This is a genomic window from Vibrio sp. Vb1729, from assembly GCF_033338655.1.
GTDB classification, from domain to species: Bacteria; Pseudomonadota; Gammaproteobacteria; order Enterobacterales; family Vibrionaceae; genus Vibrio; species Vibrio alginolyticus.
On sequence record NZ_JAWOTB010000032.1, the window covers coordinates 1 to 19,228 of the forward strand.

Consider the following 19,228-nt stretch of genomic DNA (forward strand, 5'->3'; position numbering starts at 1 on the left):
GAGATCCAACTTTCGTAGATTGTGTCTTTACATCAAAACTGGTCTACCTAGACTAGCGGCGAGTTTAAGTAAAAGGTGTATACTGCATGTGGAGTTGGCTGGCGATAGGGCTATCAGGTGTGTATTCCGTGTTGGGAGCAAAGCAAGCTAACCCGACACAATCCCTCGTGTTTAAAATCTTTACTCTGCTACTTCTTCTTGTGTTGGTGTTAACTCAAGGTGCATCCGCAACATATACCTACTGGATTGCGGGTGGGCTTATTGTGTCTATGGTGGCAGATACGCTGCACTCGTTTAAAACTCGTAAGCTAATCTATTTTACGGCTTATCTGGTTGCCCAGGTATGCTACAGCAAGTCATTTTGGGTGCAGCTTAATGGTGAGATTGTCTGGTGGCTGTTGGCCCTGCTGCTTGCAGCGAGTATCGTGGCGTTCTTTTTGTTGCTACCTCAACTCGACTCTCTGGTATTCCCCGTTGTGATCATGGGGATGATGCTGGTTCAACTTGCTTGGGCAGCCGGTGAAGTTTGGTTACAAGTGCCGAGTTACGCCAATGCTATCGGTTTTAGCGGAACCTTAGTTCTGATCTATTCGGCGCTGGCATACGCGATACACGGTTATCGAAAACCGATGAAACACGCCTATTTGTGGGTGAGTGGCAGTTACTTTTTTGCTCATGCCCTCATTGTTGCCTCAATCATTTACTAATTTAAGTCAAAGCAGCTCTTGAGGATTTCAGTAAACTGAACGCATTGTTCTTAATAACTGGAGTCAATAATGAGTGAAATCCATGCTCACGAGCTGCTAAACCTACTTAGAGAAACACCAATGGATCGCGAAGCCCTCACACAGCACTTTGGTGCTAGCGTTCGCTTTCACACCTGTAAACTGAATGATCTAGACTTAGATGCATTACTAGCATTTTTGCTCAAGCGCGACAAAATTCGTGAGCTTGAAGGTAAGTTTGTGGTCAATATGGCGCGAGTTTGCAATCACTAAACGGCGGCTAAGATCGAGGGTGACTATGGTGTTTTCGCCCTCAGTCATATACTCATGTTGTCAGTTTGCTATACACTGGCCGCCATTTTTTAGGTGAGGCCAGAATATGGACATTCTTTCTGCAGCGACCATGCTGTTTCTAATCATGGACCCCCTCGGTAACTTGCCGATTGTGTTGTCTATTCTCAAACATATCGATCCCAAGCGTCGTCGTAAGGTATTGATTCGTGAACTACTGTTTGCCTTACTGATCTTGATGCTGTTTCTGTTTGCAGGACAAAGCATCTTAAGTTTTTTGCATGTCCAGCCAGAAACGCTCAGCATTTCAGGTGGCATTATTCTCTTCATTATTGCGATTAAGATGATTTTCCCGAGTGCTGGCAGCATCACTGGACTGGCAGCAGGCGAGGAGCCCTTTATTGTTCCGATGGCCATTCCTATGATCGCGGGCCCTTCAGTGATTGCAGCCTTGCTTTTACTGTCTTCGCAACATCCAGAGAAAATGTTGGAAATGTCAGCATCAGTCGTAATTGCGTGGGGCGCAACATTTTTTATACTGATGTTTTATGGCTTCTTTAATCGCTTGTTGGGTGAACGTGGCTTGAAGGCGGTAGAACGCTTAATGGGCTTGTTACTGGTGATGATCTCCACTCAAATGTTCTTAGATGGTGTAAAAAGTTACATTGGGTGACGAACGAAACGCAGAAAAAAGCCGCTCACAAGAGCGGCTTTTTCGTATCTGAGCGATTACATCATGTGTTTACGACGAATATCGAGTAGGGCAAAAATACCAAAAATCAGGATTGAATATTTTTCCCAACTGCTCATTTTTATTTTGTCGCCAAATGCACCAATGAAGATGGCCATTTGTAAACCGTGCATGATGAACAAAAAAGCGGTCATGATGTAAAGCGCAATCGCGGCATTGCCGGGGAAGGGCATAAAAATATTTAGGATTAATACTAACCAAACAAAGGCGATAGCCGCTTTGGCCAGCATAATTAGTGCTTTCATTTAAGTATCCTTTTAAATCGAGGCGTTATGCGGAGGTACGTTCGTACAGACGATAGCTCACTTGGCCTGCTGTTTTTTCTCGATGTAATTGCCAGTTTTCTGGTAAGTCGGCAATATTGAGTTCTTTTTCTGTTTCAATATAAATCATCGCATCTTCCGCGAGCCAGCCATTTTGTTCTAGCAGAGCCACGGTCTCATCCAATAGACCTTTGCGAAACGGTGGGTCAATAAACACCACATGGTGAGCAGAACCCGGTTGCTTCAAAAAACTCAGTGCGTCGGTATTTACCACTTGGATGTTGTTCGCGTTAAGAGAGGCAACATTCTTTTGTAACTGTTGGAAAGCTTGTGGGTTTAGCTCAACCATGGTCACTTGCTCTGCTTGGCGCGAAGCTGACTCAAATCCCAAGCCGCCAGAGCCAGCAAACAAGTCGAGACATTTTGCCTGTGGTACATCTTGAGCTAACCAGTTAAACAGCGTTTCTTTGACGCGATCGGTCGTGGGGCGTAAGCCTTCAGCATCGTGTACAGGAAGTTTTCTGCCTCTCCATAAGCCACTAATAATGCGAACAAAGCCCGTTGTTGGCTTTTTTTGTGATGAGTTTTGCTGGCGACGTCTTACCATAGATTTTTTGACCGCTAATAAAGTGATACTATATCTAATCGCCCAAGCAATGAGCTTGGAGCTTGGATACAGCTCAGAATATTCAAGATGACAGAGTGTAACACTAATAAGATTAGAATTACCTAATCGGAAAGTTTTCAGAACTTTGTCATTAGCCTTTTTTAGACAGATAATAATCTTGTCAAAAAAGAGTCATTAATAGATAAAAGAACAATCTAGGATAGCCCCAGATGACGGAAAAAAAGAAGCGCGGATTACTTTCGTGGCTAGGTTTTGGTGACGAAGAACAAAGCCCAAAACCAAAAACTGAAGAAACAGTAAAAGAAGAAGCAGTGGAAGCGCCTTCTGAAGAGCAGCAAACCGAAGCGGTTGCTGAGCAAGCGGAAGCAACGCCAGAACTTGAAGAAGAAGCGAAACAATCAGAGGCTGCCCCAGCAGAAGCAGAAGCAGAAGCAGAAGCAGAAGCAGAAGCAGAAGCAGAAGCAGAGGAGCCAGAAGTCGTATCGGCCGCGCCTCGTGTTCAAGAACAAGAAAAGCCAACAGAAAGCTTTTTTGCTCGTCTTAAACGCAGCCTAAGCCGAACAAAAGCAAATATTGGTGCTGGCTTCTTCGGTCTATTCAGTGGTAAGAAAATCGATGAGGACTTATTTGAAGAGCTAGAAGAGCAACTGCTTATTGCTGATGTGGGCATGAATACCACAACAAAAATCATCAACAACCTGACAGAAAAAGCCACACGTGGCGATCTGAAAGACGGCGAAGCCCTTTATGGTTTGTTGAAAGAAGAAATGGCTGAGATTCTTTCTAAAGTCGAACAGCCACTAGAAATCGATAGCAACAAAACGCCTTACGTCATCTTGATGGTAGGTGTAAATGGCGTGGGTAAAACCACGACCATCGGTAAGCTAGCGAAGCAGTTCCAAACTCAAGGCAAAAAAGTGATGCTTGCAGCGGGCGATACTTTCCGTGCCGCAGCGGTTGAGCAGCTACAAGTGTGGGGTGAACGTAATAATGTTCCTGTGATTGCTCAACATACTGGCGCAGACAGTGCCTCTGTTATCTATGATGCGATTGAAGCGGCAAAAGCACGTGGTGTGGATGTGGTGATTGCTGATACAGCAGGTCGTCTACAGAACAAAGCGAACCTAATGGAAGAGCTGCGTAAGATTGTACGTGTGATGAAGAAAATTGATGAATCTGCACCACATGAGATCATGCTAACGCTTGACGCAGGTACAGGACAAAATGCCATTAGCCAAGCGAAACTTTTCAGTGATGTTGCCCCTCTAACCGGGATTACTTTGACTAAGCTGGATGGTACAGCCAAGGGCGGCGTAATTTTCGCTATTGCTGATCAGTTCGGTATTCCAATTCGTTACATTGGTGTGGGTGAAGGTATCGAAGACTTGCGTCCATTTGAAACTCAAGAGTTTATTGACGCACTGTTTAGTCGTGAAGAATAAAAAGAGTTAGAGGAAATCAACGGTGATCAAATTTCAGCAAGTAAGCAAAGCTTACCGAGGTGGTCGACAAGCACTGCAAAAAGTCGATTTTCACCTGAGGCGCGGTGAAATGGCGTTTTTAGGCGGACATTCCGGGGCTGGTAAAAGTACCTTGCTGAAATTGATCTGCGCGATAGAGCGACCAACCGATGGCAAAATCCATTTTAATGGCCACGACATCACGCGTATTCCAGGCAAAGACATCCCTTTTTTGCGCCGCAATATTGGGATTGTTTTTCAAGATCATCGCCTATTGATGGATCGCAGTGTGTACGACAATGTCGCTCTGCCAATGCGTATCGAATCGATTTCTGAAAACGAAATCAAACGCCGTGTTTCTGCGGCGTTAGATAAAACGGGCTTACTCGATAAAGCTCGTTGTCTACCTAGTCAACTTTCTGGTGGTGAGCAACAGCGCGTCGGTATTGCCCGTGCTGTGGTTAATCGACCAACGTTGCTGGTGGCTGATGAGCCTACGGGTAACCTTGACCCAGAATTATCCAACCGTGTGTTGCGTCTATTCGAAGAATTTAACCGTGCGGGCGTGACTATCCTACTTGCCACGCACGATGTGGGGTTAGTAAACACTCGCCCACAGTATCGTCATTTTGAATTGAACCAAGGCTTCCTAAGTGAGGTAGAAGACTATGGCAGGTAACAAGCACTCCCAAAAGAAGGGGAAAGGCCGCAGTGCCAAGCGTGCGAATACCGATGGTTTTTTCTCTGTCCACGCAAAACAAGCTAAATCCTCTTTTAGCGCCTTATGGCAACGACCACTAGGCAACATTCTGACTCTAGCGGTCATCTCCATGGCACTTGCCATGCCAGCTTGTTTGTATCTATTGGGGAAAAACGTTGCGGGGGCAGCGGAAGATGTCGCTTCTCCTTCACAAGTTAGTGCTTACTTAGTTGAAGGTATGCCGGATGCGCGAGTGATGGTTCTCAAAGATCAAATTGAAACTTGGCCTTTGGTAAAAGAGGTAGAGTATATTTCACCGCAACAAGGTCTATCTGATTTAAGCCAATATGCAGGGTTCGACCAAGCTATCAGCCTCTTAAGTGGCTATGCGCTACCTGGTGTGTTGGTGATTACGCCAGATTCGGAGCTAAAAAGTGATATTCAGTCATTAGCCAAAGACGTTCGAGAGCAACAAGATGTGACCGACGTGAGACTTGACGAAGACTGGCTAGCGCGTCTTGATGCCATCAAAACTCTCGCGAGTATTATTGTCATTACCCTGACAGTGCTGATGCTCGGTGCGGTATTTTTAATCGTTGGCAATACATTGCGATTTAATGTGCTGGCGAATAAAGAAGAGATTCAAACCATGAAACTGATCGGTGCGACGGACAGTTTCATTCTGCGCCCTTACTTGTACACAGGTATGTGGTTTGGCGTGTTAGGTGCCACTATTGCGTGGTTGGTAACGGCTTTAGTGACCATTGTCATGAATAGTGCGGTGGAAGACCTTGCTGCGTTGTACGATAGCCAGTTCCGCCTGATTGGTCTAAGTTGGGATGAATCTTTGTTACTAATCATCATTGGGAGTCTTTTGGGATGTATTGCGGCGCGCTTTTCTGCGCAACGACATTTAAAAGAAATTGAACCAGTTTAAGTGATGGCGGTCTTATTACTTGGATTTCATTAGCACTAGCTAATTTTGAACCCTTGCTTAGACCAAATGTTTATGGATAATTGCTTCCCCTTCTTGAAACTTGTTCATTTTGAGTTCAAGATATCGAAGCTAAATTGCAATGTAATGCTCCAGATCAGAGATTGATGAGGAATTGAATGACAAAAGAAGCGTATCCGATGGCTCTAGTCACGCAAGATAGCCTTGATAGCTATATTCGCTCAGTAAACAGCTACCCAATGCTGACTGCAGACGAAGAGCGTGAGCTGGCAGAACGATTACACTATAAAGGTGAGATTGAGGCTGCAAAAGGTCTAATTCTTTCGCACCTACGATTCGTTGTTCACGTTGCTCGTGGTTACTCTGGCTACGGTTTGCCAATGGCGGATCTTGTGCAAGAGGGTAACATCGGTCTAATGAAAGCCGTTAAGCGTTTTAACCCAGAAGTAGGGGTTCGCTTGGTTTCTTTTGCTGTCCACTGGATCAAAGCAGAGATCCACGAATACGTGCTACGTAACTGGCGTATCGTGAAAATTGCGACCACTAAAGCGCAACGTAAATTGTTCTTCAACCTGCGTAAGTCGAAAAAGCGCTTGGGTTGGTTTAACAACGGTGAAGTGGAAACCGTTGCGCGCGAGTTAGGTGTTGAGCCTTCTGAAGTTCGCGAGATGGAATCACGCTTAGCGGCGGTGGATTCAACCTTTGATATGCCAACTGATGAAGACGACAGTTCAAACGCTTACACAGCGCCGATGCTATACCTAGAAGACAAATCGTCTGATGTGGCCGACAACATTGAAGCCGCCAACTGGGAAATGCACACCAACAATCGCTTGGGTCATGCATTAGCGAGTTTGGATGAGCGTAGTCAGCGCATCGTGCGTTCTCGTTGGTTAGATGATGAGAAAGCAACATTGCAAGACTTAGCTGATGAGTTCGGTGTTTCTGCCGAGCGTATTCGCCAGCTAGAAAAAAATGCAATGAAGAAACTAAAATTGGCCGTGGGTGAATTTTAATTTCCACTGCTAATTGAAAGTAAGATTTTCATAGAAAGCCGAGATCATGTGATCTCGGCTTTTTTATTGTCGATCGAAAATCGATAGCGTTTGCGATCCGGATTTTATGTGCTACCTGTGTATAACTCTGTGAAGTAATTATTTATCAACTGTTCGAAACCCGGACAAAACAAGGGATTCAAGCACTTTTCCATCTGGGGATAGTTATAGATATACACACAGTTAGATCAGGATCATCACTACATATTGTGGATCAAAAGATCCAAATACACTTTATCAACGCAATTCACAGCTTTATCCACAAATGGTTGGAATGTGTACATTTTTGAAAACCCTGATTATCCATGTGTCTAAGTTTGCCGTTGGATAGGTTACAATAGCGGCAGTATACCCAAGCAGCTTCAAATATGGATTTTATGCTGTACCACGGGTGCTGATTAGTACGTTAGGTTCGAGGTTGCTTGGGTATATTAATAAGACAATGAGAAAGTAAATGGATCAGTTTAAGCATATCGATGTACAAGGTGCGCAAGCGCTGCTCGAGCAGGGTGATGCGAAGCTTGTAGATATCCGTGACCCTCAATCGTTTGCCGTTGCGCATGCGGAGTCCGCGTATCACTTAACTAACGATACGATCGTTGCGTTTATGGATGAAGTGGAGTTCGAACAACCTATTCTAGTGATGTGTTACCACGGCATTAGTAGCCAAGGTGCGGCGCAATATTTGGTTAACCAAGGCTTTGAACAGGTGTACAGTGTAGATGGTGGCTTTGAAGCCTGGCATCGAGCAGAACTACCGATAGTGAGAAGTTAATGAAGAGATTGGTAACGTTAAATAATCCACGTATGGCGCAAGCCTTTATTGATTATATGGCCTCTCGCCAAATTGACATCGAAATGATGCCTGAAGGGGATGGGCAATTTGCGCTGTGGCTGACTGATAGCCAGCATGAAATAGAAGCGGAAGCCGAACTTAAGCTGTTCCTTGCTAACCCGTCTGATTCAAAATACAGCGCCGCCTCGTGGGACGTTGCCGATACTCGTAAGAGCACATTTCATTATTCCAGCCCGAGTATCATGAGCATGGTCAAAGCGAAAGCTGGCCCCATGACTTTGCTGATCATGACAGTCTGTATCATCATCTACTTGTTACAAATGTTTGGCTTTGGCAATGGCGTGTTTAAGTTGTTGCACTTCCCGGCTTTTGAGGGGCAACAATGGCAAGTGTGGCGATGGCTAAGTCATGCGTTACTGCACTTTTCAGTAACTCACATCGTGTTTAACTTACTATGGTGGTGGCAGTTGGGGGGCGACATCGAACGTCGTCTCGGTTCCGGTAAGCTATTGCAACTCTTTGTGGTGTCGGCAGCGCTTTCAGGGGCAGGCCAGTTCTATGTTGAAGGGGCTAACTTCGGCGGCTTGTCTGGTGTGGTCTATGCACTGCTTGGTTATTTGTGGATATTGGGTTACCGCTTGCCACATTTAGGCCTTACGCTACCCAAGCCAATTATCGTCTTTATGTTGGTATGGTTAGTTCTTGGTTTTGTGCAGCCATTTATGGCGATTGCAAACACCGCTCACTTAGTTGGGCTACTGTCGGGGATGGCGATTGCGCTGTTTGATTCAGGCAAGATGAAATACCAACAGCAAGCCTAAAGCAGATGAAATGAAAAGACCGCTCAAGGGCGGTCTTTTTTTATGTTCAAAACGGATTTGGGTTTATTGATAAAGGTATTTTGTAAACAACAAATCGGCAATGATGGTTTTACCTGTTTCAGGCAAAAGTGTTTCGTTGAGGGTCGTCACTAAGGTTTTGCGCAGATCTTCTCGGCCAGACAGGGACTTAATCGTATCTTCTGTTTGCTTACCCAGTAATTCAATCACTGCATCGCGAATCAAAGGTTGGTGATGCTCAACAACTGATAAATCTTGTTGACTCATTACCATGATGTCGATGCGCACTTGCACATAACCTAACTTTTTGCCTTTGGTGTAAAAGTTAGTAGTGAGATCAGGCTCTAGGGTAAAGTATGCCAACTTAGGTCCAGCTTCTTCCGTTTCAGCCCAACTTGGTGCGGCGAATAGTATGGTTAACGCAAAAATAATTTGGGCTATATAACGTTTGTACATATTTCTAACTTTTCTTTCTCTGGATCGCGATATTCGAATCGCTTCAGTCTTGATACAATGGGCCGTCTATAACAAATAACGGAACTTACGGTTACATACATTACTATGGACGGTAAGTTGTTGCTTTATTGTACGCATAAAGCCTCCAATTGAATACTAGTATGAATCAGCCAACATCACTCTATCTTGCTTCTTTATTGGAAGTAGAGTGGCAAAACCCCGAAGAATTCGAATTTCCAAATGAATTTGCCAAGCATTGGCTTGAAGAGCAAGGGTCTTTGTCACGTCGTTTAAAACAGCACTGCCAAGCGTTAACGGTAGAATTACTACAAAATCAGATCGTCACTGCAGCGACATTAAAACAGGACGAAAGCCAGTTATTGTCCGAACAAAATTGCTTACTGAGAGAGGTAATTTTGTGCGGTGACAATAACAACTGGGTTATTGGGCGGACATTGATTCCTCGTTCAACCTTAGTTGATCAGCAGTATGATTTGGCTCAACAAGGGGATATCCCATTAGGACTAACTGTGTTCAGCGCAGATAACGTTGAGCGGGACTCTTTGCAAATGGGATGGGTAGCCGTACCAGAAGGACGTTTGTTAGCGCGACGCTCAAGGTTGTGGATGAATCACAAACCGATGCTAGTCGCCGAGTTATTCTTATCTAATTCACCAGTTTACGCTAAGGAGACAGTGTAAATGTCCGCAGAAAAAGCCAAAGCATATTGGCAACTGATGCGCATGGATCGCCCGATTGGTTCACTGTTACTGATGTGGCCAACGATTTGGGCGCTAATTATCTCAGCCCAAGGGATGCCAAGTTGGGATGTATTCATCGTGTTTGTATTGGGGGTATTCCTAATGCGTAGTGCGGGGTGCGTGATTAATGATTTTGCAGATCGCAAAGTCGACGGCCATGTAAAGCGTACTAAGCAACGTCCACTGCCATCAGGGAAAGTGACAGCAAAAGAAGCGATTGGATTATTTTTGGTTTTGGGTATCAGCTCGTTTTTGTTAGTGCTGACCATGAACCCGCTGACGATTCAGCTATCCTTCGCTGGCATTGTGTTGGCGTTCATCTATCCATTTATGAAGCGTTACACTCATATTCCACAGCTATTTTTAGGCTTGGCTTTTAGCTGGGCGATTCCAATGGCGTGGGCTGCACAAACTGGGGAATTACCATTGATTGTTTGGTTTTTGTTCCTCATTAACGCTTTGTGGACCATTGCGTACGACACTCAATATGCGATGGTAGACCGAGATGATGATCTAAAGATTGGCATTAAATCGACGGCAATTCTGTTTGGTCGTCATGACAAGCTTATTATTGGTGTGTTGCAACTTATTACACTCGCGATGTTGGTTTGGTTAGGGCAGTTCTACCAATTGGGACAAAGTTACTACTGGACCCTTTTGATTGCAGCGTCGTTGTTTGTTTATCAGCAGCACTTAATTCGTCACCGTGAGCGTGAGTTGTGCTTTAAGGCTTTCCTTAACAACAATTATGTTGGCATGGTGATAGCGATAGGGTTACTGGTCGCATTTTGGTAAGCGAAGAAATAGAAAAAGGCATCCGATTGGATGCCTTTTTCTTATTGGAAGAAGGTAAAACGGTTACGACCGAAGTTGGTGAATACTCTCTTCGATCGTCAGTTTCACTTCTGGATAAAGCAGAGTGAACAGTAGCCGTGCAAATTGCTGCGTTTTCTTCGTGTCACAGTTACCATCGTTATCGAGGTATTTTTGCTGTTTGAGCGTATTGAACATCGCGGTAAACACACCTTTATCGAAGAATTCTGGCGCATTAATACCGTGCAAACGCCCTAGGCGCTGAGCAATATCTTGGCTCTTCTGCTCGAGGTCCGATTTACCCAGCTCAGGGTAAGCAACAAGCAAGTTCATCGCGATAGAGTAGCGTTGCAGCGTTTCAGTTATCGTTCGACCTAACAGAACCAAAGGCTGGTTGTTCGATTGATTGATCTCTAGCTTATCACCATCAAGACTAATCATTTTCTGATCGGCAAATTCATGCAGTGTTTTAACGACCAATTCATCTAACTCGTCTTCTTGGTAACTTAAGAACAGCTCTTTCTTCAAGAATGGGTAGATTTGCGCGACATTCGCTTGAATCTTGGCTACCGAAAGGTTGCGCTGACGAATGAGCATTTGGGCAATTAATGACGGCAGAGCGAACAAGTGGATGATGTTGTTGCGATAGTAGGTCATCAGGATCGATTGGCTACGGTCCAGCGAAATGATGTCACCCATGCTATCGGTTTCAATCACGAACTTATCAAGCGAAATTGCATGATCGACCAACTCCTCAGCACTTTCGGTAGGGATAGTGGAGGTGCTTGAGTACGGATTATTTTTGAGTAGCTTTAAGTAACACTCGATCTGATTGATCAGCGAGTCACGAGAAAGTGCACGTTGACGAGAAGCAAGCAGTGCGGTTGCACACAAGGTCAACGCGTTTGCTGCCGCCGCATCGTTGATGTGCGTCATCATCTTATTAGCAAGGTCGTTGACCACAGGATTCATCCATTGTGGTTTGTTACCACCCATGCTGTCGATGTCTTTCGTCCACTCAGGAGCATGCTCGTTCAAGTATTGGTTGAGCTGAATTGGCTCACCGAAGTTCACATAGCCCAAACCAAAGTTACGCAGTTTACGCAGAGTACGCAGTACAAGCCCTGCGTTTTCTTTCTCTTTGCGTTTGCCACGCAGCTCTTTCGCGTAAGTGCCCACTTCCATTACGTGCTCGTAACCGATGTAGACCGGCACTAGTGTTACTGGGCGGTTTAGACCACGTAGCATTGCTTGGATGGTCATAGCCAGCATACCCGTTTTCGCTTGCAGTAAGCGACCTGTACGTGAACGACCACCCTCACTGAAGTACTCAACTGAATAGCCTTTGGCAAACAGCTCTGCTAGATACTCACGGAAAATGGTTGAGTACAGTTTGTTGCCTTTAAAACTACGACGAATAAAGAACGCCCCACCACGACGGAAAAGCGGACCTGCTGGGAAGAAGTTCAGGTTAATGCCTGCCGCAATGTGCGGAGGTACCATGCCTTCATGGTATAAAACATAAGACAACAGCAGGTAGTCCATGTGACTACGGTGACACGGAACGTACACAATTTCGTGGCCGTCTTGCGCTAAACGACGCACAGTCGAGGCGTTATTGATGTGCAAACCTTGGTATAGTTTTGTCCATAACCAACTCAGGATGCGGTCGCCGTTTTTCACCAGACTATAGGAGAAGTCGGCAGCGATTTCATCCATGATGTCGTGGGCTTCTTTACGTGCCTTATTAATCGAGATGTTTTTGCTCTTGGCTTCGTCAGCAATCGCCAGTTCAATAGCTGGAGACTTTAGTAAACGAGCAAACAACACTTGGCGTTGTGGCAGGTTTGGGCCTGAAGCAGCCAGTTTCTGGCGTGAGAAGTGGATACGCGCCACGCGAGCCAGTTTGTGCGCAATTGCGCTGTCGGTACCGTGGGAGTCTGCCATATAACGCAGAGATACCACGGGACTAAAGCGAACTAAGCAGTCGCGTCCCGCCGCCATTACCGCTTTGGCTTTTTGCGGACCATTCATCGATTGAAGGTAAGGCTTTTGGTTCTCTTCTTTACCTGGCTTACGACCCCAAAGCACGGTTGCAGGGATCATTTGAACATCCAACTCACTATCCAGCTTGTGCAGTTCCAGTAAGTCAGTGAACAGAGAAACAGAATCGGTTGGGACATCATTATCGTTGTTCATCACAGTTGGACGCGCAGCGATAAAGACGAAACGGTTCAGCGTTTTGCCATTGATTTCCAGCGGGCTGAGCGGGTCGGGTAGACCAAGGCTCATGGCTTGTTTTTGCAGTGTCAGCAAATCCACGTTCGAGCGGAACGGCAGGGCATATACAATCGGTTTAGTTAGGTCGATGTTCAGATCTTCAATCGGGTTCGACGGGATTGCGGTGCCCTTTACCAGTACCGATAAAGGTAGTTTTAGTAATGAACGTGAAAATGATTGTCCAGAAGACATAAAGTTCACAGCCTCAATAGGTATTCAAACAGGCCTAACCTTATTTCAGTTTCCGCTTTGCATGTCTTCTCTATAAAAAGAGATGAGTACGGCAATAGAAATAAGCCTAGGCGATAAAATTTAAGCGCTGCAAGGATACCAGAAACTGGTCAAACCTTTTAATTTTATTGGCTGTAAATTAGTCGAACCCCTAAGTTATTGCTTTGACTTGATTAACTGAAAAGTCGGTGTTTTAAACGAATAAAGAATGAACTTAATTGGTAAGCTGAAAGCTCCCCACAAATAAATTAAAAAACAACCAATTGGGTTTTCATTTGAGCATTTACTGGATATACTCACAGTTAACTGTATAAAAAGACAGGTGAGACATGAAGCCGTTAACGCCACGCCAACAACAAGTCTTCGATTTGATTAAAAGTAAAATCGATGACACCGGAATGCCACCAACTCGTGCAGAGATTGCGCGTGAGCTTGGCTTCCGCTCTGCGAATGCCGCAGAGGAACACCTAAAAGCGCTTGCTCGTAAGCAAGCAATTGAAATTATTCCAGGCGCTTCTCGTGGGATTCGTATCCTGCTTGAAGACGCAGCCAATGATGAGCAGGGTTTGCCATTGATTGGTCAAGTTGCAGCGGGTGAGCCAATTCTGGCTCAAGAGCACGTAGAGGCGCACTACCAAGTCGATCCTGCGATGTTCAAACCGCAAGCGGATTTCTTACTTCGTGTAAATGGCGAGAGTATGAAAGACATCGGGATTATGGATGGCGATTTGCTCGCGGTGCATAAAACCCAAGACGTGAGAGACGGTCAAGTTGTCGTTGCGCGTGTTGATGATGATGTGACTGTGAAGCGTTTGGAGCGCAAAGGTTCAACCATATTACTGCATGCTGAGAATGAAGAGTTTGCCCCAATTCAAGTGGACTTAACGTCTCAGCACCTTACGATTGAAGGTTTAGCCGTTGGTATTATTCGTAATACCGATTGGATGTAAGTGTATTTAAGCAGCCCAGTTGATCTGGGCTGTTTTGTCTTTTCTCTTTTTCTACTTCCTCCAAAAGCTTGCTCATCATCTTAACCTTGTTTTTTTTGACCAATTTATAAGCTTGATAATGTAATTGATATTCATTATCATCTTTATTAATGTCTATGTTTTCTCTCTGGCGCAGGAAATGCCCATGTCTCAGTCTAAACATCAAGTTCCTAACCATTTATTAAAGCCACTGTTATTGCGTAGCCGTGAAAGCATGGTCGACAATGGCTTGGTGTACGATCCGATAGCTGCTAAAGCGTGTTTGAGCTGTAAGATGGCGCCGGACTGTTTGAGTGGTGATATTGCGCAGAAGCAATTGCTGCACGTGACGCTGACTCAGCTTTGTGACCAGCAGGTTAGTCACTTCTTACAGCAGTATCCCGATGCTTGGATAATCAATGTCGGAGCGGGGCTGGATACCCGCTTTTATCGTTTGGATAATGGACGCTGCCATTGGATAGAGTTGGATGTGACGGAAAATTTGGTATGGCGTCAGCGCTTGTTCCACAAAAATGAACGCTATGAACATCGCTGTGGCAGTGTGGATGAAATGTCGTGGCTAGAGACGTTAGCCATTCCAGAGCAAGCACCAGTACTCATTTTATGTGAAATGGCACTGCTCGATTGCACAGAGCGCCAAGTCGCGAAATTTATTCAAACCTTGGGTCGACATTTTGTTTCTGCTGAACTGTGTATGGTGCTGGCAGGAGATTTAACGGAAACCAAGTGGGGGCAAAAGCTTGGCTCTGATCGTTATGCTCATGGCTTTGAAGCGCCTGCAGCACAGATATTGCAATGGTTACCATGGGCACAATGGGTGAAAGCTTTCTCGCCATTCGATAGATTCTGTTCTCGTTGGAAAGCTTGGCAGCGTTGGCTTAATAAGATTCCAATGTTGAAGCATCGCCTCACGCCAGTCCTCGTTCACATCAAGTGGTAATTGGCTAGTCGTTAAGCGCTCAGGTACACTCGTCGATCTTACTGATGAGGTGCCTGTGACAAATTCAATCTTCTCTCCTTTATCTAACCCAAAAGTTCATCGCCAAGTCTTAGCTTTAGCGATACCTATGGTGCTGTCGAATATTACTGTTCCATTGCTCGGTTTGGTCGATGCTGCGGTGATTGGTCATCTAGACCACGCTTGGTATTTGGGTGGTGTTGCGTTGGGCAGCACCATGATCAGCGTGACGTTTTGGCTGCTTGGTTTTTTGCGTATGTCGACTACTGGGTTGGCGGCGCAGTCCTATGGGGGTGAAGACCGAAAGCAACTTGCCTTGGTGTTTATGCAAGGCTCACTTATGGCGCTGCTGTTTGCGTTAGTCTTCCTTATTGCCCATACCCCGATAGCTGATTTGATCTTTGGCTGGAGTGACGCCAGCGCAGAGGTAAAACACTACGGCATGCAATATTTCTCTATCCGTGTGTGGAGTGCCCCCGCAGCACTAATGAATTTTGTGTTGTTGGGGTGGCTGCTCGGAACGCAAAATTCCAAAGCACCAATGTGGATGGTGATCATCACCAATGTCACCAACATCGCTCTCGATTTGTTATTTGTGATGGGCTTAGGTTGGAAAGTTGAAGGTGCTGCGCTTGCATCCGTGATTGCTGATTACTCAGGCATGGCGTTTGGTTTGGTCTGCGTGTGGAAGACATGGCAAGCACGTCAGTTGCCGTCACCCAAGCAATTACTTGCTGACACTCAGCATGGGTTAGGGCGCTTCGTGAAATTGAATCGCGATATTTTCTTGCGCTCTTTGTGTCTGCAAGCGGCTTTTAGCTTTATGACGTTCCAAGGTGCGAGCTTTGGTGATGAGGTTGTCGCTGCAAATGCGGTTCTGATGAGCTTCCTGATGATTATCTCGTATGGCATGGATGGCTTTGCTTACGCAATCGAGGCCATGGTCGGGAAGGCGATTGGTGCCAAAGATAGGCAACAATTGAGTGCATCGCTTGTCGGCACTTTCTTTTGGAGTTTGGTTATTTGCTTAGGACTGACCGCGCTCTTTGGTTTGGCGGGATCGCAGTTGATCGCCATGATCACTTCAATTGAGGTGGTACAACAGCAAGCAGCGGTGTATCTACCTTGGCTGGTGGTGATGCCACTTGCGTCGATGTGGTGCTTTCTATTGGATGGCATTTTTGTCGGTGCAACCAAAGGCAAAGACATGCGCAATAGTATGTTTGTCGCGACCAGCAGTTTCTTCGTTGTCTTTTACTTATTCGCCGAGTGGGAAAATCACGCGCTGTGGTTTGCAATGATGAGCTTTATGTTGATGCGGGGTATTGGTTTAGGGGTTATCTTTCTCTACCAATGGCACAAGGATACCTTCCTAACACAATGTTGATATAAAAACAGCAGGTCCAAGCCTGCTGTTTTTCTGTCTGCTATCAAGAAGCATAGATTAGAACAAGCGGTTCAAACCATTCAACGCAGCGACACGATACGCTTCGGCCATTGTTGGATAGTTGAAGGTGGTATTGACGAAATACTCGATGGTATTCGCTGAGCCTTTTTGCTCCATAATGGCTTGACCGATGTGGATAATTTCCGCAGCACGTTCGCCAAAGCAGTGAATCCCTAAAATTTCTTTGGTTTCACGATGGAACAATATCTTCAAGCTGCCGATGTCTTTCCCTGCGATCTGTGCACGAGCTAGATGCTTGAACGAAGAGCGTCCTACTTCATACGGTACTTTCGCAGCTGTTAGCTCTTGCTCGGTTTTACCCACAGAGCTAATCTCTGGGATGGTGTAGATACCCGTTGGAATATCATCAATCAGGTAGTTTTCTGCCTGACCTTTCGTAATGGCTTGTGCGACAAATCGCCCTTGGTCATAAGCGGCGCTTGCAAGGCTAGGGTAACCGATGACATCGCCTACAGCGTAAATGTGTTCGATATCGGTTTGGTAGTTACGGTTTACTTTTAGTTGTCCGCGAGAGTCCGCTTCCAGACCCACTGCACCCAAATTCAACTTATCGGTGTTACCTGTTCGACCATTCGCATACAACAAGCAGTCTGCCTTCATCTTCTTGCCAGATTGTAGGTGAATAATCACGCCATCTTCTGTGCCTTCGATTTTTTCATAGGTCTCATCATTACGAATTACTACACCGCTGTTCCAGAAGTGGTAAGACAGCGCATCTGACACTTCGTTATCCAAAAACTCCAACAAGCGGTCGCGGGTATTGATAAGGTCGGTTTTCACTCCAAGGCCGCGGAAGATAGAAGCGTATTCACAACCGATAACGCCCGCACCGTAAATGATGATATGGCGAGGGTCGTGTTTCAGGCTCAAAATGGAATCACTGTCGTAGATGCGCTCATGCAAGAAATCTACGTCGTTAGGCTGATACGGGCGAGAACCCGTCGCGATGACAAACTTATCCGCAGAATAGATTTCTTCTGTACCGTCGCTTTGCATCACTGCAATTGAGTAGTTATCGATAAATCGCGCGGTTCCGAACAAAAGTGTGCATGAGTTACGGTCATAAAAGCCCTGACGAAGTCGAGTTTGCTTATCAATGACCGATTTAGCATGACCTAAAATGTCAGAAAATGTTGCATGAACGCTGGTGTTGTTTCGACAAAATAGCGGGTTGCTATTAAATTCGATGATGCGGCTAACGGCATGACGCAGTGCTTTTGATGGAATGGTACCCCAGTGAGTACAACCGCCGCCGACACTGCTTTCTTTCTCGACAATGGCAACATTCAGTCCCGCTTTGGTTAATCCCATTGCAGCCCCTTCTCCGCCAGGGCCACTACCGATTACGATCACGTCATAGTGATTAACATGCGCCATGATGCCTTCCTTGTTATATTTGCTTAACATTGCTTTAGCGCGATTTTAACTCATTTACTCTATTGGTACACGTAATGCCTGTTAGAGAGTGGAAGTGATCACGCAGAATCGACCAAAAGGGTGATTTGGTATGTTGTATGTCTATAAATTGCATCGAGAACATTGCAATTAGATGCATGCCAATAGTAACGTTCTCGGCGCTCAGAGCGAGCGAAGCAACATATCTTTCTCCGTAGGAGCAAATTGCGTTATATTGAGGCTCTTGTACCCTACAGAAAAAGAGCAAGTTAAGAATGAAATCGATGGGAATCCGCGCACAGCAAAAAGAGAAGACACGTCGATCATTGATCGATGCGGCATTTAGTCAGTTAAGTGCGGATCGCAGCTTTTCCAGCCTTAGCTTGCGAGAAGTCGCCCGAGAGGCAGGGATTGCACCGACTTCTTTTTACCGTCACTTCAAAGATATGGATGAGCTAGGCTTAACCATGGTCGATGAAGGCGGTTTGCTACTACGTCAACTGATGCGTCAGGCGCGTCAACGTATTGTGAAAGAAGGTAGCGTAATTCGTACCTCGGTCGAAACCTTTATGGAATTCATTGAAAGTAGTCCGAACGTTTTTCGTTTGTTGTTGCGTGAGCGCTCCGGCACTTCTGCTGAATTTCGTACCGCTGTTGCTCGAGAAATCCAGCATTTTGCGGCAGAATTAACCGAGTATTTAATGAGCACCGGCGTGACCAGAGAAGAGGCGTATACTCAAGCAGAAGCGTCTGTGACTTTGGTTTTCAGTTCGGGGGCTGAAGCTTTAGATTTAGATCGACGTGAGCGCGATGAACTCGCCGAGCGATTGATCATGCAATTGCGAATGATAGCCAAAGGGGCCTATTGGTATCGCAAAGAACGTGAACGTAACCGATTAAAAGGCGGGATAGAATAATGTCGAATGGAAATAAATCTGAAAAGAAAACGCTGATTTTGGCACTGGTTGCAGGTATGTGTGGTGATGCTTTGTTGTCATGGTTGACCATGAGTGAAGTGTCTTTTTCAATCTTCCCATTGATTGCACTCGTACTGGCTGTACAAGCTCTTTACCAAGAGTACCTAAATAATCCGGTATCAGAAGATATCCCATTAGTTGGCTTGGCGTGCTTCTTCGTAGGTGCGTTTGGTCACTCTGCGTTTATTAAAGCGCAATACCCAGAAGCAGGCTCAAACTTCTTTGCGATCATGGTTTCAATGATCTTACTCGCATGGATTGGTAAGAAGCTAGGTTTTGTCAGTAAGAAGACTTCTGCGGAATAAGCAAACGAATCAAATAAAAAAAGCGAGCCATTGAGCTCGCTTTTTTTGTATTTGATGTGCCGTCCTAAATAAGGTTGACACTTTCCACCCCCAAAATTGGAGAGTGTTATGAAATCAACAACTAAAAGAACT

The 19,228-nt window shown here is 45.5% G+C and carries 21 protein-coding genes; 16 read left to right on the forward strand and 5 right to left on the reverse strand.

All coding sequences use genetic code 11. From position 1 onward, the window contains the following. Positions 1-86 precede the first annotated feature (86 nt). The 3 genes from R7E29_RS14605 to R7E29_RS14615 all read left to right on the forward strand — a co-directional run bounded on the left by R7E29_RS14605 (position 87) and on the right by R7E29_RS14615 (position 1,689). Positions 87-707 carry a lysoplasmalogenase gene (locus R7E29_RS14605; RefSeq protein ID WP_005389670.1) on the forward strand — a complete coding sequence of 207 codons (621 nt, stop codon included), beginning with the start codon at positions 87-89 and terminating at the stop codon, positions 705-707. Between the two features lie 69 nt (positions 708-776). Beyond that, complete coding sequence (locus R7E29_RS14610; RefSeq protein ID WP_005378711.1) at positions 777-998, forward strand: YecH family metal-binding protein; 222 nt, start codon at positions 777-779, stop codon at positions 996-998. A gap of 106 nt (positions 999-1,104) precedes the next feature. Then, positions 1,105-1,689 carry a YhgN family NAAT transporter gene (locus R7E29_RS14615; protein ID WP_005389671.1) on the forward strand — a complete coding sequence of 195 codons (585 nt, stop codon included), beginning with the start codon at positions 1,105-1,107 and terminating at the stop codon, positions 1,687-1,689. 56 nt (positions 1,690-1,745) lie between these two features. Here the strand turns inward: R7E29_RS14615 and R7E29_RS14620 are convergent, their stop codons facing one another. Together R7E29_RS14620 and rsmD are read right to left on the reverse strand one after the other, a co-directional pair. Further along, the gene (locus R7E29_RS14620) at positions 1,746-2,012 is read right to left on the reverse strand and encodes a DUF1145 domain-containing protein (RefSeq protein ID WP_005378704.1); all 267 of its coding nucleotides are present in this window, start codon (positions 2,010-2,012) and stop codon (positions 1,746-1,748) included. A 25-nt stretch (positions 2,013-2,037) separates the two neighbouring features. After that, positions 2,038-2,637, reverse strand: a complete 600-nt coding sequence (gene rsmD, locus R7E29_RS14625; protein ID WP_005378702.1) for a 16S rRNA (guanine(966)-N(2))-methyltransferase RsmD — start codon at positions 2,635-2,637, stop codon at positions 2,038-2,040. A gap of 230 nt (positions 2,638-2,867) precedes the next feature. Here rsmD and ftsY point away from each other — a divergent pair, with 230 nt between their 5' ends. From ftsY to glpG, 6 genes are all read left to right on the forward strand, one after another. Beyond that, a complete protein-coding gene (gene ftsY, locus R7E29_RS14630; RefSeq protein ID WP_258630430.1) occupies positions 2,868-4,100 on the forward strand; it encodes a signal recognition particle-docking protein FtsY in 1,233 nt (410 codons plus the stop codon). A gap of 22 nt (positions 4,101-4,122) precedes the next feature. Beyond that, on the forward strand, positions 4,123-4,797 hold the full coding sequence (gene ftsE / locus R7E29_RS14635) for a cell division ATP-binding protein FtsE (protein ID WP_005378697.1): 675 nt from the start codon (positions 4,123-4,125) through the stop codon (positions 4,795-4,797). Next, positions 4,787-5,755 carry a permease-like cell division protein FtsX gene (gene ftsX, locus R7E29_RS14640; RefSeq protein WP_005378695.1) on the forward strand — a complete coding sequence of 323 codons (969 nt, stop codon included), beginning with the start codon at positions 4,787-4,789 and terminating at the stop codon, positions 5,753-5,755. Before ftsE ends, ftsX begins: the two co-directional genes overlap by 11 nt. A 176-nt stretch (positions 5,756-5,931) precedes the next feature. Continuing rightward, positions 5,932-6,789 (forward strand): RNA polymerase sigma factor RpoH, encoded by an 858-nt coding sequence (gene rpoH, locus R7E29_RS14645; protein ID WP_005378693.1) that lies wholly within the window; start codon positions 5,932-5,934, stop codon positions 6,787-6,789. Between the two features lie 493 nt (positions 6,790-7,282). Beyond that, a complete protein-coding gene (gene glpE, locus R7E29_RS14650) occupies positions 7,283-7,603 on the forward strand; it encodes a thiosulfate sulfurtransferase GlpE (protein ID WP_005378691.1) in 321 nt (106 codons plus the stop codon). Further along, on the forward strand, positions 7,603-8,445 hold the full coding sequence (gene glpG / locus R7E29_RS14655) for a rhomboid family intramembrane serine protease GlpG (RefSeq protein WP_017636076.1): 843 nt from the start codon (positions 7,603-7,605) through the stop codon (positions 8,443-8,445). Before glpE ends, glpG begins: the two co-directional genes overlap by 1 nt. A gap of 63 nt (positions 8,446-8,508) precedes the next feature. Here glpG and R7E29_RS14660 read toward each other — a convergent pair whose 3' ends face one another. Beyond that, a complete protein-coding gene (locus R7E29_RS14660) occupies positions 8,509-8,919 on the reverse strand; it encodes a flagellar basal body-associated protein FliL (protein WP_005378687.1) in 411 nt (136 codons plus the stop codon). Between the two features lie 161 nt (positions 8,920-9,080). Here R7E29_RS14660 and R7E29_RS14665 point away from each other — a divergent pair, with 161 nt between their 5' ends. Both R7E29_RS14665 and ubiA read left to right on the forward strand, forming a co-directional pair. After that, on the forward strand, positions 9,081-9,620 hold the full coding sequence (locus R7E29_RS14665) for a chorismate lyase (RefSeq protein ID WP_017636075.1): 540 nt from the start codon (positions 9,081-9,083) through the stop codon (positions 9,618-9,620). Continuing rightward, entirely contained in the window at positions 9,621-10,475 is an 855-nt protein-coding gene (gene ubiA, locus R7E29_RS14670; protein WP_005378684.1) for a 4-hydroxybenzoate octaprenyltransferase, read from the forward strand. 63 nt (positions 10,476-10,538) lie between these two features. Here ubiA and plsB read toward each other — a convergent pair whose 3' ends face one another. Beyond that, positions 10,539-12,965 carry a glycerol-3-phosphate 1-O-acyltransferase PlsB gene (plsB, locus tag R7E29_RS14675; protein WP_054577274.1) on the reverse strand — a complete coding sequence of 809 codons (2,427 nt, stop codon included), beginning with the start codon at positions 12,963-12,965 and terminating at the stop codon, positions 10,539-10,541. 368 nt (positions 12,966-13,333) lie between these two features. Here plsB and lexA point away from each other — a divergent pair, with 368 nt between their 5' ends. The 3 genes from lexA (at position 13,334) to dinF (ending at position 16,338) form a co-directional block, all read left to right on the forward strand. Beyond that, on the forward strand, positions 13,334-13,954 hold the full coding sequence (gene lexA, locus R7E29_RS14680; protein WP_005378682.1) for a transcriptional repressor LexA: 621 nt from the start codon (positions 13,334-13,336) through the stop codon (positions 13,952-13,954). Positions 13,955-14,138: 184 nt separating this feature from the next. Continuing rightward, positions 14,139-14,933 (forward strand): class I SAM-dependent methyltransferase, encoded by a 795-nt coding sequence (locus R7E29_RS14685; protein ID WP_005378679.1) that lies wholly within the window; start codon positions 14,139-14,141, stop codon positions 14,931-14,933. Between the two features lie 55 nt (positions 14,934-14,988). Next, positions 14,989-16,338: an MATE family efflux transporter DinF gene (dinF, locus tag R7E29_RS14690; RefSeq protein ID WP_017821292.1), complete on the forward strand. Its 1,350-nt coding sequence runs from the start codon at positions 14,989-14,991 to the stop codon at positions 16,336-16,338. 57 nt (positions 16,339-16,395) lie between these two features. Here the strand turns inward: dinF and sthA are convergent, their stop codons facing one another. Further along, positions 16,396-17,826 (reverse strand): Si-specific NAD(P)(+) transhydrogenase, encoded by a 1,431-nt coding sequence (gene sthA, locus R7E29_RS14695; protein WP_005389689.1) that lies wholly within the window; start codon positions 17,824-17,826, stop codon positions 16,396-16,398. A 263-nt stretch (positions 17,827-18,089) separates the two neighbouring features. Here sthA and fabR point away from each other — a divergent pair, with 263 nt between their 5' ends. Continuing rightward, a complete protein-coding gene (gene fabR / locus R7E29_RS14700) occupies positions 18,090-18,731 on the forward strand; it encodes an HTH-type transcriptional repressor FabR (RefSeq protein ID WP_005378632.1) in 642 nt (213 codons plus the stop codon). Continuing rightward, positions 18,731-19,096 (forward strand): YijD family membrane protein, encoded by a 366-nt coding sequence (locus R7E29_RS14705; protein WP_005378634.1) that lies wholly within the window; start codon positions 18,731-18,733, stop codon positions 19,094-19,096. Before fabR ends, R7E29_RS14705 begins: the two co-directional genes overlap by 1 nt. The last annotated feature ends 132 nt before the right edge of the window (positions 19,097-19,228 follow it).